Consider the following 14,974-nt stretch of genomic DNA (forward strand, 5'->3'; position numbering starts at 1 on the left):
CACGCGCGGGTTGTCCTTGCCTTTGTCACATTTGTCGCTCAATTGCGTCAACGAGTTACCGGCATTGCACTATTCGATTGCCGGACCGGGAAGACCTTCGGAATTGGTGTCTTCCACGATGCAATCTGCATGATCTGCTCATGCATTGGTAACGCACATGCCAACAGGTGAAATGGGTTCCGGATACAAATGATACGCTTGATCGGATATTTTTTCGGAATCGGCACTGTCATGGCGCTTCTGGGAGCGGGTGCCGTCGCGCTCTACGTTGTCAACATGTCGAAGGATTTGCCCGACTACGAAGTGCTGGCGAAGTATGAGCCGCCGGTCATGACACGCATTCACTCGTCCGACGGTTCGTTGATGGCAGAATTCGCGCGCCAGCGCCGGCTCTATTTGCCAATCCAGGCAGTTCCCGATCGCGTCAAGGCAGCGTTCATCTCGGCAGAAGACAAGAATTTCTATCAACATCCCGGTGTAGATATTGCTGGTCTTACCCGTGCAGTCATCACCAATGTCCAGAATTGGGGCTCACGCCGCCCGGTTGGTGCATCGACGATTACACAGCAGGTTGCAAAGAACTTCCTCCTGAGCAACGACCAGACGATCGGGCGCAAGGTCAAGGAGGCGATTCTTTCCTTTCGCATCGAGCAGGCCTATTCCAAGGATCGTATTCTCGAACTCTATCTGAACGAAATTTTCTTTGGCTTGAACTCCTACGGTATCGCCGGGGCTGCGCTGACCTACTACAACAAATCGGTCAATGAACTGACCGTAGCCGAAGCAGCTTACCTCGCAGCGCTGCCCAAGGGCCCATCGAATTACCACCCGTTCCGACAGCCGGACCGGGCCGTCGAGCGCCGTAACTGGGTAATCGACCGCATGGCTGAAAATGGCTATGTGACCGCCGAGGAAGCAAAAGTGGCCAAGACGGAACCGCTCGGCGTCACGCCGCGTCACACTGGCAATTATCTCTTTGCTTCCGAATATTTTACGGAAGAAGTCCGGCGTCAAATCATCGCCCGCTATGGCGAAAATGCCCTCTACGAGGGCGGCCTGTCGGTTCGCACAACGCTCGATCCGAAAATGCAGGTGCAGGCGCGCGCAGCGTTGCAGCATGGCTTGTTCAAATATGATGAAGCGCGAGGCTATCGCGGCGCCTACAAAACCATTTCGATGAACGGCGACTGGGGCATTCCTCTATCAGAAATAAAGGCGTTTTCCGATGTCCCTGATTGGCAGTTGGCCGTCGTTCTCGAGGTCACGCCGGAGCAAGCCACCATCGGGCTTCAGCCTGAGCGGGACGCATCGGACAAGCTCGTCGCCGAACGCAAGCAGGGCACCATCGCAGCGGCGGATGTCAAATGGGCATTCCGCCTGCTCAATGATGAAAAGCGCACCACTGCGAAATCGCTGGAGAGCGTGTTCAACGTCGGTGATGTGATCTTCGTTCAGAGGAAGGATGGCAGCGACACCGAATTCGATCTGCATCAGGTGCCGAAAATCGAAGGGGGTGCGGTGGCGATGGATCCGCATACGGGGCGCGTGCTTGCGATGGTCGGCGGCTTCTCCTTTGCCGAATCCGAATTCAACCGGGCAACGCAGGCAATGCGTCAGCCGGGCTCGTCTTTCAAACCTTTCGTCTACTCCGCTGCGCTCGACAACGGCTACACACCGGCGTCGGTTGTGCTCGATGGACCCATCTCCGTCGATCAGGGCGGCAGTCTTGGAATCTGGGCGCCGAAGAACTACGGCGGCAAATTCGCTGGGCCGTCGACATTGCGCTACGGTATCGAGCAGTCGCGCAATCTGATGACTGTGCGACTGGCCCAGGACATGGGCATGAAACTTGTGGCCGAATATGCCGAACGGTTCGGTATTTACGACAAGATGCTGCCGGTTCTCGCCATGGCACTCGGCTCCGGCGAAACGACGGTTCTGCGCATGGTCACGGGTTACTCGATCATTGCAAATGGTGGTCGCAAGATAACACCGTCGATGATCGACCGGATACAGGACCGCTACGGCAAGACGATTTTCAAGCATGACGAGCGCAAGTGCGATAATTGTTCGGCGGACGAGTGGAAAAATCAGCCGGAACCCGAGCTGATCGACGATCGCGATCAGGTGCTCGACCCGATGACCGCCTATCAAATCACCTCCATGATGGAGGGCGTGGTTCAGCGCGGCACTGCGACGATCCTGAAAAGCCTCAACCGACCAATAGCCGGCAAGACCGGAACCACGAACGATGAAAAAGACGCCTGGTTCATCGGTTTCACGCCGGATCTGGTCTTCGGTGTCTACCTTGGGTATGACAATCCTTCGCCCATGGGTCACGGTTTTACCGGTAGTGGTCTTGCGGCACCCGTGTTCAAGGATTTTGCTGAAGCTGCGCTCCAGGGGCAGCGCTCCGTCGATTTCCGCGTGCCGGAAGGCATGAGCATTCTTCCGATCGATCGCAAGACAGGCATGCGAGCATCGCCTGGTGGTCCAAATGTGATCATGGAAGCTTTCAAGCCGGGTACAGGACCTGCCGACAGCTATTCCGTCATCGGCATGGATACGTTCTCTGAAGGCTCGCCTGTGGGCGTGCAGTCGCCGAACGTCAATCGGGCGATACAGGGCGGCGGCGGCGGCCTCTTCTGACGGGCTTTTCGATAACTTCAGCCTGATGGATATCTGATGCGATTTTCTCCGCTTCCGATGCTCGTGGACGAAAATGTCCACTGCGCTTCGGGTCTCGAAAATCACACCAGCTACCTCATCAGGCTGAATTCTCAAAAAGCCCCAGCTGGGTCCTGCCGCGATCATTTGCATCGAACCCGAACACTTTACATCGCGCGGACCAGTCAATATGGTCCGCCGAAATTTGAGCATAGAGAAGGAACGGATTGCCGATGCGCGCCGAAATCGAGACCCTCGTCGATGAGATCAAGCAGGCCATAAGCCTGCTGAGGAGGCATCTTTGACTGGGATACGTCAATCAAGCGCCTTGGCTATCTGAATCAGCTCGCCGAAGATCCAACCCTCTGGAACGACGCGCAGGAAGCGCAGAAGCTGATGCGCGAGCGCCAGCAGCTGGAAGACGGCATCAATTCGATTCGCACGCTGACGCAGTCGCTCGATGATAATGTCGAACTCATCGCCATGGGCGAGGAGGAGGACGACAAGTCGATCGTGACCGAGGCGGAAGAGAATATCCGCGCCATCAAACAGGAAGTCGATCGTCGCCAAATCGATACGTTGCTCTCTGGCGAAGCCGACGCAAACGACACGTATCTGGAAGTACATTCCGGTGCCGGCGGTACGGAAAGCCAGGACTGGGCGAATATGCTCCTGCGCATGTACACGCGCTGGGCAGAGCGCAAGGGCATGAAAGTCGAGCTGCTCGAAGTCCACAATGGCGAAGAAGCTGGCATCAAATCTGCCACCATCCTGGTCAAGGGGCATAATGCTTACGGTCTTTTGAAGACGGAATCCGGTGTACATCGGCTCGTGCGCATCTCGCCTTATGATTCAAATGCCCGCAGGCACACGTCGTTTTCGAGCATCTGGGTCTACCCGGTCGTCGATGACAATATCGACATTGCGGTCACCGAAGCAGACGTCCGCATCGATACGTATCGCGCATCCGGTGCCGGTGGTCAGCACGTCAACACGACGGACTCGGCGGTTCGTATCACGCATATCGCCACGGGTATTGTCGTGCAGTGTCAGGCAGAGCGTTCGCAGCACAAGAACCGCGCGACCGCCTGGTCGATGTTGCGCGCTCGTCTTTATGAGGCGGAACTGGAAAAGCGAGAACAGGCCGCAGATGCTATTTCAGCCTCCAAGACGGATATCGGCTGGGGACATCAGATCCGCTCCTACGTGTTGCAACCCTATCAGTTGGTGAAGGATTTGCGCACCGGCGTTGAAAGCACGAGCCCGCAGGATGTACTCGACGGCGATGTCGATATGTTCATGGAGGCCGCTTTGGCCCACCGCGTGCACGGATCGGATGTCGAAGTCGAAGACATAGCTTGATTCAGGCCGCTTCGAGTTCAATGTGGACGCGGCGGCCAAGAGCTGTAGCTATATTGACCAACGCGTCTAGTGAGAACCGCGAAACGCGACCGCGCAACAAGTCATTTATGCGCGGTTGCGTCACATCGCAATGGACGGCTGCCTCGGTCTGTTTCCAACCATTTTCTTCGATGATCTTGGCGATCTGCCTCATCAGCTCTGCTCTAGTCCGCAGGTTCGCGGCCTCGGCAGGTGTGTCGGCGATCGCATCCCAAACACTATCAAACTTTTCCATCTCCAGCATGCAATAGCCTTTTGAGTTCTTTGTACCGCACCCTTGCAAGCTTGATCTCTTGTGCTCGCGTGGTCTGCGTTTTCTTCTGAAATGCGCTTAGAACATAGACGGCATCTAACAGCCGTGCAGTGTAGATCAACCGATAAGTCCCGCTATCGTCCCATATCCTGAGTTCTTCCACACCCTGGCCGATTGTTGGCATTGGCTTGTAGTCGTCAGGCCGTTCGCCTCGTTGCACCTTGTCCAGTTGATAGCCCGCGTCCTGCCTTGCCATTGCAGGAAAATCACGTAGCCGTTTGATCGAGTCTCCCAGAAATCTCAATTGCTTCATAAAAATATACTGCTTTGGATATAAACACAAATTTATTGAAAAAAATAAATCAAACCTACCAGCCATTGTTTCATGGCTGACTCACACAGCAAATGACACCTTAAGCTTAAGACTAAAGTTCGGCTGCCAGCTTTCGGCCGATCGCCAGGTACCCGACAGGATTAACCGCGCTGCCGTTTCTGCGAACTTCATAATGCAGATGAGGGCCGGTTGAGCGGCCGGTGCTGCCGACCTTGCCGATCGTATCGCCAAGTTTCACGCGCTGGCCGACGCTTACGAGAATCTGACTCAAATGGCCATAACGCGTCGAGAGTCCATTGCCGTGGTCGACCTCGACCATATTGCCATAGCCGCCATTATAGTCGGCTGCGGTCACCGTTCCGTTGGCGGTGGCATGCACCGAGCTTCCCGATATGGCGCGAAAATCCATGCCGGAATGAAATGCGATCATTCCAAGAAGCGGGTCCGCGCGTGATCCAAACGGGCTCGAAACCGGCATTCCGGGGACCGGATTGGCGATAGGAATGGATTTCGCAAGGCTCTTGGCGCTCTCAAGCCGCTGTACCGCCTCATCGAGATCGGCAAATTGTGTGTCGAAACCGGACGTCGGATTTGTGCTTGCCAGCAGCAATGGTCCACCCGTACCCGCAGTTTCATCGTCAGAGACCTGTTTGACGCCGGCCGCAGCCAGGGCTTCCATAATCCTGTCGGCGCTCTCATAGGCACTGTTGGAGAGCTTCTGCATTTGCTGAGTCTGCCGGGATTCTATCCCGGTCAAGGAATGATCAACGGATTTGAGCAGAAGCTCGGCCTTGTCTACGCTGGGTTTGGCCTTGTCATCGCGCGGCACGGGCTTGCGTGTTGAAGTCGTTGGTCCCGTAATGATCGGATCAATGCCGTAAAAACCTTCTGCATCGTCGGAATTCACCACGTCCTGACCGTTACCCTCCTTCGAAAGAGCATTGGCAGCGTCTCCCGGCAATACGGCCCCGGCTTTTTCAGCGCGCTGCAGCACGGGTGCAAGCTTGTCATGTCGCTCGCTCAGTGCCCTTTGCCGTTGAATGAGCTCACTGACTTTGCCGTCCATCAATTTCTGGTCGAGCAATTGCCGGCTTGTGATGCGATCGAGTTGAATGCGCAGCGCAGCTATCCGGTCCTCATAGGCCTGCTGCAAGCGTGCCTGACGGGCGACGCTGCCGGTTATAAGGTCATCGCGGAAGACCAGATAGGATGTCGCGAGAAGATAGCTGCCGGCGAAGCCAAGGGCGAGGGTGCCACCCAGAAATGCCATCCACGGCTTGATGGTAAAATGCCGGATGGTTTCGCCCCGCGCGATGATAATCGTGTGGGGCTCTTTCGTGCTGCCGAAGATGCTGGTATTTTGAGGCTTCTTCATTGCGGCTACGCCCGTTGATTTGCAGCTTCAATTTATACAGCGATTACACTCTGTTAGGGTTAACAAATCCTGACAACTGCACTGCATTTCAATCAAATTGCAACCAAAACGGGCAAATCACGTCCCAAGAGCCTTGGTTGCTTCGAGCACTTCGGCTGCATGTCCCGGAACTTTCACCTTGTTCCAGATTTTGGCGATCTTGCCAGCCGAATCAATGAGGTACGTTGTCCGCTCTACTCCCATATATTTCCGGCCATACATGCTCTTCTCGACCCAAAGACCGTAGGCTTCGGTGATAGCCTTGTCTTCGTCGGCAACGAGATCGACCATCAAATCATGTTTGGTCTTGAACTTGTCGTGTTTCTTGACAGGGTCCGGGGACATGCCGATGACCGTCGCCCCAAGCTTCTGAAACTGCGGTCTGAGACCGGAAAATTCGATCGCTTCCTGGGTACAGCCGCTCGTGTCGTCCTTTGGATAGAAGTAAAGAATAACAGGCTTTCCGCGAAGGCCCGACAAGGTAATCGTACCGCCACCATCGCGCGGCAAGGTGAAGTCCGGCGGGGTGCTGCCGATATCCAAAATAGTCATAGGAATGCCTTTCTTTGATGATTGAACGCGATCGCTACTTACGCAACTATAGAGAGGTGCGGGAATCGTCTACGGTTTCCCAATTGATTCCTCAATTGGCTTTGGAATTTGACAGAGAAACCGAAAAGAGTCCGCTTTACAAAGCGGGACTTCACGAAACTGCACCAGTATCCTTCTGCTTGCGAGCAAGACGAGGTTCCCGTAGCGACGCCTCGAAGGCGATCGCGGCTGCATTTCGCCGCCGGTGCCACATGTTCCTTTGCCATCCTTATGGCGGTGTTGGCCGGCATCGCTTTCGTCATATTACGCGTCGGCATTGGGGGAGAGGCGCTGACACAGCGCGCGCAAACCGCATTGCAAACGGTTCTCGGGCCGGACGCAGATGCCACGATCAATTCCGCGCAGATTTCTCTAGACCAGCGCCACCACGTTGCACTTGAGGCGCGGGATGTAAATATCACCGATGCAAAGCGCGGTATCCAGATAAACAATGTGCGGTCAGTGCGTATCGGCCTCGCAACCTTACCCCTGCTACATGGGAATATCCGGGTCGAGCGGCTGGAACTCGACGGCGCGCAGATCAAGGTCACCTCGGTTGTGCCGTTCGATTTCATGTCTTTGGTGCCCAAGGACGATCGCGGCCTTGTCGATCTCGACGGTGCATCGGCGGCGATTTTTTCGGGTCTCGAAAGTGCGGTATCGCTACTTGATCAGCGCGAGACGCGCGATATCTCAATTGCAGATACAACATTTGATTTTACGCTCGCCGGAGCGCCGGAACGTTTGCGCATCGTCAATCTCGATCTATCGGACACCGGTGGGCCGGTTGCCATCAATGGCACGGTGGAGTGGCGCGGAAAGCAAGTCGATATCAATGCCCAGGCCAAGCGCTCGGCGATCGGAGCGAAGATCGAAGCGTTTTCGTTGGCTGTCAGCAAGATTCCGCTCGCAGGTAAATTCGGTACGCCTCCTGTCCCCGACATCGATGGCATCAAGCCCGATGGCGCCTATCTGACCTACGACAATCTGGCCGAGATCAAACTGGATGGCCTGGCGGCGAGCGCTTCCGAGCCAGCGCGTGTCTGGGGGGCGCTCAATATCGGCAATGGCCCGGTTACGATCGGCAATGTCGAAGATATGGCCGTGGAATCCCAGATCAATTTCGAGCACGTATCCGGGGTCGACCAGATTGCGATCAAACCGTCGAACATTCATTTCGGTGGATTCACGGGTATTGTCGAAGGAGCAATCGGACCGGAGACGCTATCGCCGGGTCCTGCATCAGCGGCCAATCCGGGTTACCAGTTCGAACTTACCACCAAAGACGCCAAATCAGCTCCTGCCGATTCTCCGGTCCCGGCACTTCCCTTCGATGCGCGCCTTGCGGGCCGGTATGATTTGACGTTGAAGCGCCTCGATGTCTCGCAGATAGAAGTGCTGGCAAATAAGGAAAGTTCATTGACCGGCAACGCCAGCGTTACTTTCGGTGGCGGTTCCCCTGCGATGAACCTTGACCTGCAGATACCTGAAATGCCGGTCGCGGATGTGAAGCAGCTATGGCCCATCTGGGTCGCTACGGGTGCTCGACGCTGGCTTATCGACAAGATGCACGACGGGGAGGCGAAGGACAGCACAATCAAAGTGACGTTTCCGGCCGGACGATTCAACGGACCAGGCAAGCCGCCACCCCTCGAGGATAATGAAGTTCAAGTCGATTTCAATGTCGCGGACGCGGGATTTGATATTATCGGAGAACTACCGGCTGTTCGGAACGCCGCCGGGAAAATCAGCGTTCGAGGCGCCTATACGACGATCAGTCTAGAGAAGGGATCGTCAATCACGCCCGCCAATCGCGAGGTGAAGATCGTCGATGGAAAGCTTGTCATTCCGTGGGGCCCGCAACGCCCAGTCCTCTCCGACCTTGATTTGAATGTTGTTGGCGACGCTTCCGCCGTGTCGGAGTTCATCGGCTTCAAACCGATCAATGGGTTGAAAAATCTTCCATTTGCTCCGGAGGACATAAAAGGCGATGTGAAGGCACACGTGCTCGTGACGTTTCCGGTGACGCGGCACGCACCGGACGGCAGCCTGAAATGGTCCGCTGACATGCAATTATCCAATGTTTCGATCGCAAAAAAGATCGATGGGCAGACGATAACCGATGCTGACGGAACACTCTCCGTCAATCAGGATGAGGCGCGCATCGAGGCCACCGCGCAGGTGAACGGTATACCGGCCGAAGTGACAATGTTTGAACCCTTGGGAAAAAACACTGCGAAGCGCGAACAGAGTGTAACTTTACAACTCGATGACAAGACCCGGAACGCGCTTTTCCCGGCGCTCGACCCGTTGCTTTCCGGCCCGATTTCCGTGGAAATCGACAAGGCTGCCGATGGGTCGCGGGTCGCTACCGCCGACCTGACGAAGGCCGAAATCAAACTTGCACAGCTCGGTTGGACCAAGGGAGCGGGCGTAAAAGCGACCGCGAAATTCTCGCTCCAGCAAGATGGGGATAACGCCAGTATCCGGAACCTCGACATTTCCGGCGATACGTTCCGTTTGCAGGGCGATGTGAATGTTGTGGATGGCGACATGACCTCGGCTGATTTCGGTACTGTCAGGTTAAATCGCGGTGATGACATTGCGGTAAAGGTCGACCGCACCAAATATGGATACCGGGTCGGCGTGCAGGGCAGTTCATTCGACGCCCGCCCCTTGCTCAATCAGATAACAGACAAGAAAAAGAATGGAGGCGATGGCAGCAACAGCAAGCAGCGCGTGCTGGTCAATGCCGACATCGATAACGTGACCGGTTTTTACTCCGAAAATTTTGGCAATGTCTCCTTGTCCTTTGAGGGCGTCGGCTCAAATGTTTCGGGTCTTGCCTTCAACGCCGTAACCAAAACCGGACAGAAAGTAGTGGCAGCCGATAGTTCAGAAAGTGGTGCGCGTTCTATCAGCCTGCAGTCGAAGGACGCCGGTGCGGTGCTGCGCTTCTTCGGTTTTTACGACAAAATGTCCGGAGGCAGCATCAATGTTGCGCTCGATTCCAAGGGTGACGGTCCTTTGCGGGGACAGATCGATGCGCGCGATTTTACACTGGTCAACGAACCGCGTCTGGCCAAACTTGTATCTACAGCACCCAATGGTACGAGCCTCAACGATGCGGTGAAGAAGAATATCGACGTGTCAAAAGTGACATTCGACCGCGGTTTCTCGCAAATCGAAAAGGGCGCGAATTACATCAACCTTGCCAATGGTGTTATCCGCGGTTCGACGATCGGCACGACGTTCCAGGGCGTGCTCAGCGATCCGCAGGGCAACATGTCACTGACAGGTACATTCATGCCCGCCTACGGCATCAACCGTATCTTCGGCGATGTCCCGATCCTTGGCCTTTTCCTTGGCAATGGCCGCGATGGCGGGTTGATCGGCATCACCTACAAGTTGATCGGGCCATTGAAACAGCCGCAGATTATCGTCAATCCGATTTCAGTGATCGCGCCGGGTATTTTCCGTTCCATTTTTGAGTTTCAGTAGAGAGCTTTGCTTATCTCCCCCCTTGTGGGGGAGAAAGCGATTTCAGCATCTTGGCCCTTGCCAAGTGCTAGAAATCGCAAGAGAGGGGATCAAGCGCTTTAGAGGCAAATCCCCTCTCTTGGGTTTTCCAAGGATTTAGCAAAGAGGCTAAATCCAGGAAAATCCTTTCTCTCCCACAAGGGGAGAGATAATCGGCATCGACTGGCGAACTAAACCGGCTTCACCAGAATATGCTTCTTCTTGCCGAGGGAGAGTTTGATCACGCCCTCGGCCGTTACTTCAGACGTCCCAACTTGGGACTTCTCATCGGAAACGCTGGCATCATTCACCCGCACAGCACCGCCCTGGATGTGGCGGCGTGCTTCACCATTCGATCCGGCAAGACCAGCCTTGACGAGAAGCGTCAGAATGCCAATTCCAGCGTCGAGGTCGCTGCCTGCAATTTCCACGGTCGGCAGATTGGTTGCCAAACCGCCTTCCTCGAAAGTCTTGCGGGCCGTTTCCGCAGCTTCCTCCGCGGCCTGACGGCCATGAAGCAATGCAGTGATTTCTGTGGCGAGGATCTTCTTGGTCTCGTTGATTTCCGCTCCACCCAGCGCGGCCAGACGGCTGATCTCATCCAACGGCAACGTCGTGTAGAGTTTCAGGAACCGCTCGACATCGGCATCTTCGGTGTTGCGCCAATATTGCCAGAAATCGTAGGGGCTCAGCAGATCGGCATTAAGCCAGACCGCACCATTCATCGACTTACCCATCTTCGCGCCTGACGAGGTGGTCAAAAGCGGCGAGGTGAGGGCGTAGAGCTGCGGCGTGCCAAGACGATGACCGAGGTCGATACCGTTGACGATGTTCCCCCACTGATCCGAGCCGCCCATCTGCAGGCGCAGGCCATAGCGCTTGTTCAGTTCGACGAAATCGTAGGCCTGCAGGATCATGTAGTTGAATTCGAGGAAAGACAGTGACTGCTCGCGATCAAGCCGCTGCTTCACAGAATCGAAGGACAGCATGCGGTTGACAGAAAAATGCTGGCCGACATCGCGCAGAAACTCGAGGTAATTGAGCGGCAACAACCATTCGGCATTATTGACCATCAGCGCGTCTTTCGGACCTTCGCCGAAGGATAAATAGTTGGCGAAGACCTTCTTGAGGCTATCGATATTGCTCTGGATGATCTCCGGCGTCATCAGCTTGCGCGCCTCATCCTTGAAGGATGGGTCGCCGACCATACCGGTGCCACCGCCCATCAGTGCCACCGCACGATGACCGGTCTTCTGCATCCAGTGCAGCATCATGATCTGCAACAGGCTGCCGGCGTGGAGGCTGGAGGCTGTGGGATCAAAGCCGATATATGCCGACACGGTTTCCTTGGCGAAGAGCGCATCCAGACCAGCATCGTCGGAGGTCTGATGGATGAAGCCGCGCGTCGAAAGCGTGTGCAGAAATTCGGATTTGAAGGCAGACATTGATATTTTCCTGAGATTGAATCGGCGTGCACGAAATGCGTGCCGTGAGAGACGGAGCCGTTTAACATCATTCTCTATCGAATCACAAGAAAGGCAGTGTCTTGGCAGCGATACGGCGCGCAATCGGCCTAATGAGCGGGACGTCCATGGACGGAATCGACATCGCGCTCCTCGAAACTGATGGCAGAAGCGAAGTGCGGCGTGGGCCATCGGACTTCATGCCTTACGAACGGGCGTTTCAGCGCCGGATCGAAGCCAGTCTCGACGATGCGAAATCCATCGCGTCGAGAATCGAGAGGCCAGGTGAGCTTGGCGTAATCGAAGGAGAGCTGACAAAACGTCACAGCGATGCGGTCTCGGTTTTTCTTTCGAGCCATGGCCTGAGTAAGGCCGATGTCGACGTGATCGGTTTTCATGGTCAGACAGTCCTGCACAGACCGCTTCATGCGCTGACGGTACAGCTCGGCGATGGAAAAATGCTGGCTGACAGGACAGGTATTCCCGTCGTTTATGACATGCGAGCCAATGACATGAGGCATGGCGGGCAGGGCGCGCCGTTGGTGCCTGCCTATCATCAGGCACTGGCTGCGCGGGTGCCGCCGGAACTGAGCCAAGGGAAGCCGGTTGTCTTCGTCAACATCGGCGGCATATCCAACGTCACCATTGTTTCCGGCAATTCCGATCCGGTCGCCTTCGATACCGGACCTGGCAACACGCTGATCGATCAGTGGGTCTCCGAAAAGGCGGGCATCGCTTACGATGCAGGCGGTACGATCGCCAGCGAAGGGCTGGTGATAGGCCATGCGGTCACGCGCTATCTGGCGAAACCTTTTTTCGATCTCGCTCCTCCGAAATCACTTGATCGCAATGATTTTACGCTTGCCGACCTCGGCGATATGGAACTTTCAGACGGAGCGCGGACCTTGGCCAAAGTGACGGCTGAAGCAATCCTCAAGGCCAGCGCCTATTCGCCAGAAACACCATCGCTCTGGGTCATTTGCGGCGGTGGGCGCAAGAATGCGACGATCATGGCCGATCTCACACAAGGCGCCGCAATTGCCGGGGCAAAGGTTATCGTTGCTGAGGATCTGGGGTTCAACGGCGATTCGATGGAAGCCGAAGCCTGGGCCTATCTTGCCGTGCGGTCGCTGGACGGGTTGCCGTTGACCTGGCCAACGACAACCGGTTGCAGCACCCCCGTGTCCGGGGGCGTGCTCGTCAAACCTGCTTAGCGCAGGCGCTTCGGCTTGGCCTCGACCAATTCGCCATTCAAACGACGATCGAGATAATCGGAGCATTCTGCGATGACCTCATCAGTCATGCCCGAGAAGAAGTGGTTGGCACCGACCATCGTCCTCTGCGTGATGGTGATACCCTTCTGCGTCTTCAACTTATCAACCAGGCCCTGTACATCCTTGGGCGGTGCAACCTTGTCCTGATCGCCGTGAAGGATCAGCCCGGAAGAAGGGCAAGGCGCGAGGAATGAGAAATCATAGGTGTTGGGCTGCGGCGCGACCGAGATAAATCCTTCGATTTCCGGGCGGCGCATCAAGAGTTGCATGCCGATCCAGGCGCCGAAGGAATAACCGGCGACCCAGCAGGTCTTGGAATCCGGATGGAGCGACTGCACCCAGTCGAGCGCGCCGGCGGCGTCCGACAATTCGCCTGAACCATGGTCAAACTCACCCTGGCTGCGGCCGATGCCACGGAAGTTGAAACGCAACGTCGTGAACCCGCGCTGCTGGAACATGTAGAACAGATCGTAGACGATCTTGTTGTTCATGGTCCCGCCAAACTGCGGATGCGGATGCAGGACAATCGCGATCGGGGCATTTTTTTCCGTCGAAGGCTGATATCGGCCCTCAAGACGTCCCGCTGGTCCATTGAAAATCACTTCAGGCATGTATACTCCAGTTTTCGCCGTGGCCACTTATTGATCTGCCGGGCTTGACGGCAATCAACAGCGACCATAAAACCAGTTTAGAACCGTTCAAAACTGGTGTAGAACTTATCTCGAACCGGCTTAATAGGCTGGTACGAGGCTGAATTTCAAGAAAATTGCGCTTTTTGCCAAAAGAACAGGAATCAGGAGAAGCATGGCCCGCAATCGCGCCTATCTAGACTACAATGCAAGTGCGCCGCTGATTGCGGCAGCGCGCGATGCTGTGGTCAATGCGCTGATGCAAACCGGCAATCCGTCATCCGTTCATCTGGAAGGCCGTGCGACCAAGGCAATTCTTGAAGCTGCGCGCCGCGATGTCGCCGCGCTGGTCAGCTCCAAGCCTGATCATGTGGTCTTTACATCGGGTGCGACCGAGGCAGCTTCAACCCTCCTAACGCCACATTATACGATGGGACGGGCGGCGATGCGCCTTTCGCGGCTTTATGTCAGCGCAAGCGAGCATCCTTGCATCCTTGCAGGTGGACAGTTTCCGGCAGATCAGGTTGATGTAATTGGTGTTAACGACAGCGGCCTGCTTGATCTGGAGCAGCTGCGTGCGCTTCTTGTTGCCCATGATCGCAGCCAGGGGCTGCCGCTTGTTGCCGTACAGGCGGCCAATAACGAAACTGGCGTCTTGCAGCCGATCGAAACGATTGGTGCGCTGGTGAAGGAATTTGGCGGGCTCTTAATTGTTGACGCGGTGCAGGCTGCAGGACGAATTCCGCTAGATATTACAACATCTTCTGCGGATTATCTCATCTTGTCGTCGCACAAGATCGGCGGTCCAAAAGGCGTTGGCGCGATTGTGGCCGTATCTGATCTTGTGATGCCGAAGCCCATCATCCGCGGTGGCGGACAGGAAAAGGGCCATCGCGGCGGTACCGAAGCGTTGCCACTTATTGCCGGATTCGGTGCTGCGGCACGCGTGGCCAAGGAACGCCTGGATTCTGGCGGCTGGCCGACACAAAAACGCGAAATGATAGAACAGAGCGTTCGAGCGATAGCGCCTGACGCCATTATCTATGGTGAGGCCGTCGACCGCCTGCCGAACACCACCATGTTTTCGCTGGCTGAGATGAAAGCGGAAACGGTACAGATCGCTTTTGATCTTGCAGGAATCGCGCTATCGGCCGGGTCTGCCTGTTCATCCGGAAAAGTCGGGCCAAGCCAGGTGCTTGCGGCGATGGGATATGGCGATGGAACAGGCGGTCTTCGGGTCTCCACGGCGCCGGATACGAGTGACGAAGAGATCGCGCTTTTTCTGGAAGCGCTGAAGATTATGGTCGCGCGACGCGACCGCTCGAAACCAGCCGCGGCCGATGCCGCGTAAAGAAATTCGATTATCGGCAGATTATCGCCGTTAATTGAAAAAAATCCGGTGAATACCGGTGTTAAATCGTGCGATTGC

Annotated in this window: 11 protein-coding genes; 5 read left to right on the top strand and 6 right to left on the bottom strand. The window is 55.8% G+C overall.

Annotated features, from left to right (window positions below):
- Positions 1 to 189 precede the first annotated feature (189 nt).
- Entirely contained in the window at positions 190 to 2,649 is a 2,460-nt protein-coding gene (locus LB462_RS03640) for a penicillin-binding protein 1A (protein ID WP_224505981.1), read from the top strand.
- Between the two features lie 251 nt (positions 2,650 to 2,900).
- Positions 2,901 to 4,029, top strand: a protein-coding gene (prfB, locus tag LB462_RS03645) for a peptide chain release factor 2 (RefSeq protein WP_112530937.1) whose coding sequence is annotated in 2 segments (ribosomal slippage) — positions 2,901 to 2,969 and positions 2,971 to 4,029 — 1,128 coding nt in all. Because the reading frame shifts where the segments join, the coding sequence is not laid out codon by codon here.
- A 1-nt stretch (position 4,030) separates the two neighbouring features.
- Here the strand turns inward: prfB and LB462_RS03650 are convergent.
- The 4 genes from LB462_RS03650 to LB462_RS03665 form a co-directional block, all read right to left on the bottom strand.
- The gene (locus tag LB462_RS03650) at positions 4,031 to 4,303 is read right to left on the bottom strand and encodes a helix-turn-helix domain-containing protein (RefSeq protein ID WP_224505982.1); all 273 of its coding nucleotides are present in this window, start codon (positions 4,301 to 4,303) and stop codon (positions 4,031 to 4,033) included.
- A complete protein-coding gene (locus tag LB462_RS03655) occupies positions 4,290 to 4,700 on the bottom strand; it encodes a type II toxin-antitoxin system RelE/ParE family toxin (RefSeq protein ID WP_370637041.1) in 411 nt (136 codons plus the stop codon). The genes LB462_RS03650 and LB462_RS03655 overlap by 14 nt, the downstream gene beginning before the upstream one ends.
- A gap of 46 nt (positions 4,701 to 4,746) precedes the next feature.
- A complete protein-coding gene (locus LB462_RS03660; protein WP_224505983.1) occupies positions 4,747 to 6,030 on the bottom strand; it encodes a M23 family metallopeptidase in 1,284 nt (427 codons plus the stop codon).
- Between the two features lie 117 nt (positions 6,031 to 6,147).
- Positions 6,148 to 6,621 (bottom strand): peroxiredoxin, encoded by a 474-nt coding sequence (locus tag LB462_RS03665; RefSeq protein WP_224505984.1) that lies wholly within the window; start codon positions 6,619 to 6,621, stop codon positions 6,148 to 6,150.
- Between the two features lie 270 nt (positions 6,622 to 6,891).
- Here LB462_RS03665 and LB462_RS03670 point away from each other — a divergent pair, with 270 nt between their 5' ends.
- Positions 6,892 to 10,161: a YhdP family protein gene (locus LB462_RS03670; RefSeq protein WP_224505985.1), complete on the top strand. Its 3,270-nt coding sequence runs from the start codon at positions 6,892 to 6,894 to the stop codon at positions 10,159 to 10,161.
- 209 nt (positions 10,162 to 10,370) lie between these two features.
- Here LB462_RS03670 and tyrS read toward each other — a convergent pair whose 3' ends face one another.
- Positions 10,371 to 11,624 carry a tyrosine--tRNA ligase gene (gene tyrS / locus LB462_RS03675; RefSeq protein WP_224505986.1) on the bottom strand — a complete coding sequence of 418 codons (1,254 nt, stop codon included), beginning with the start codon at positions 11,622 to 11,624 and terminating at the stop codon, positions 10,371 to 10,373.
- Positions 11,625 to 11,770: 146 nt separating this feature from the next.
- Here tyrS and LB462_RS03680 point away from each other — a divergent pair, with 146 nt between their 5' ends.
- Positions 11,771 to 12,856: an anhydro-N-acetylmuramic acid kinase gene (locus tag LB462_RS03680; protein WP_370637043.1), complete on the top strand. Its 1,086-nt coding sequence runs from the start codon at positions 11,771 to 11,773 to the stop codon at positions 12,854 to 12,856.
- Here LB462_RS03680 and LB462_RS03685 read toward each other — a convergent pair.
- A complete protein-coding gene (locus LB462_RS03685; protein WP_099999199.1) occupies positions 12,853 to 13,527 on the bottom strand; it encodes an alpha/beta hydrolase in 675 nt (224 codons plus the stop codon). The two genes, LB462_RS03680 and LB462_RS03685, sit on opposite strands and share 4 nt — an antisense overlap.
- A 193-nt stretch (positions 13,528 to 13,720) precedes the next feature.
- On the opposite strand from LB462_RS03685, the gene LB462_RS03690 reads away from it, so the two are divergent.
- Positions 13,721 to 14,896 (top strand): cysteine desulfurase family protein, encoded by a 1,176-nt coding sequence (locus LB462_RS03690; protein ID WP_224505988.1) that lies wholly within the window; start codon positions 13,721 to 13,723, stop codon positions 14,894 to 14,896.
- Positions 14,897 to 14,974 lie beyond the last annotated feature (78 nt).

This window comes from Phyllobacterium chamaecytisi, assembly GCF_020164455.1.
In the GTDB taxonomy this organism is placed as follows: domain Bacteria; phylum Pseudomonadota; class Alphaproteobacteria; order Rhizobiales; family Rhizobiaceae; genus Phyllobacterium; species Phyllobacterium chamaecytisi.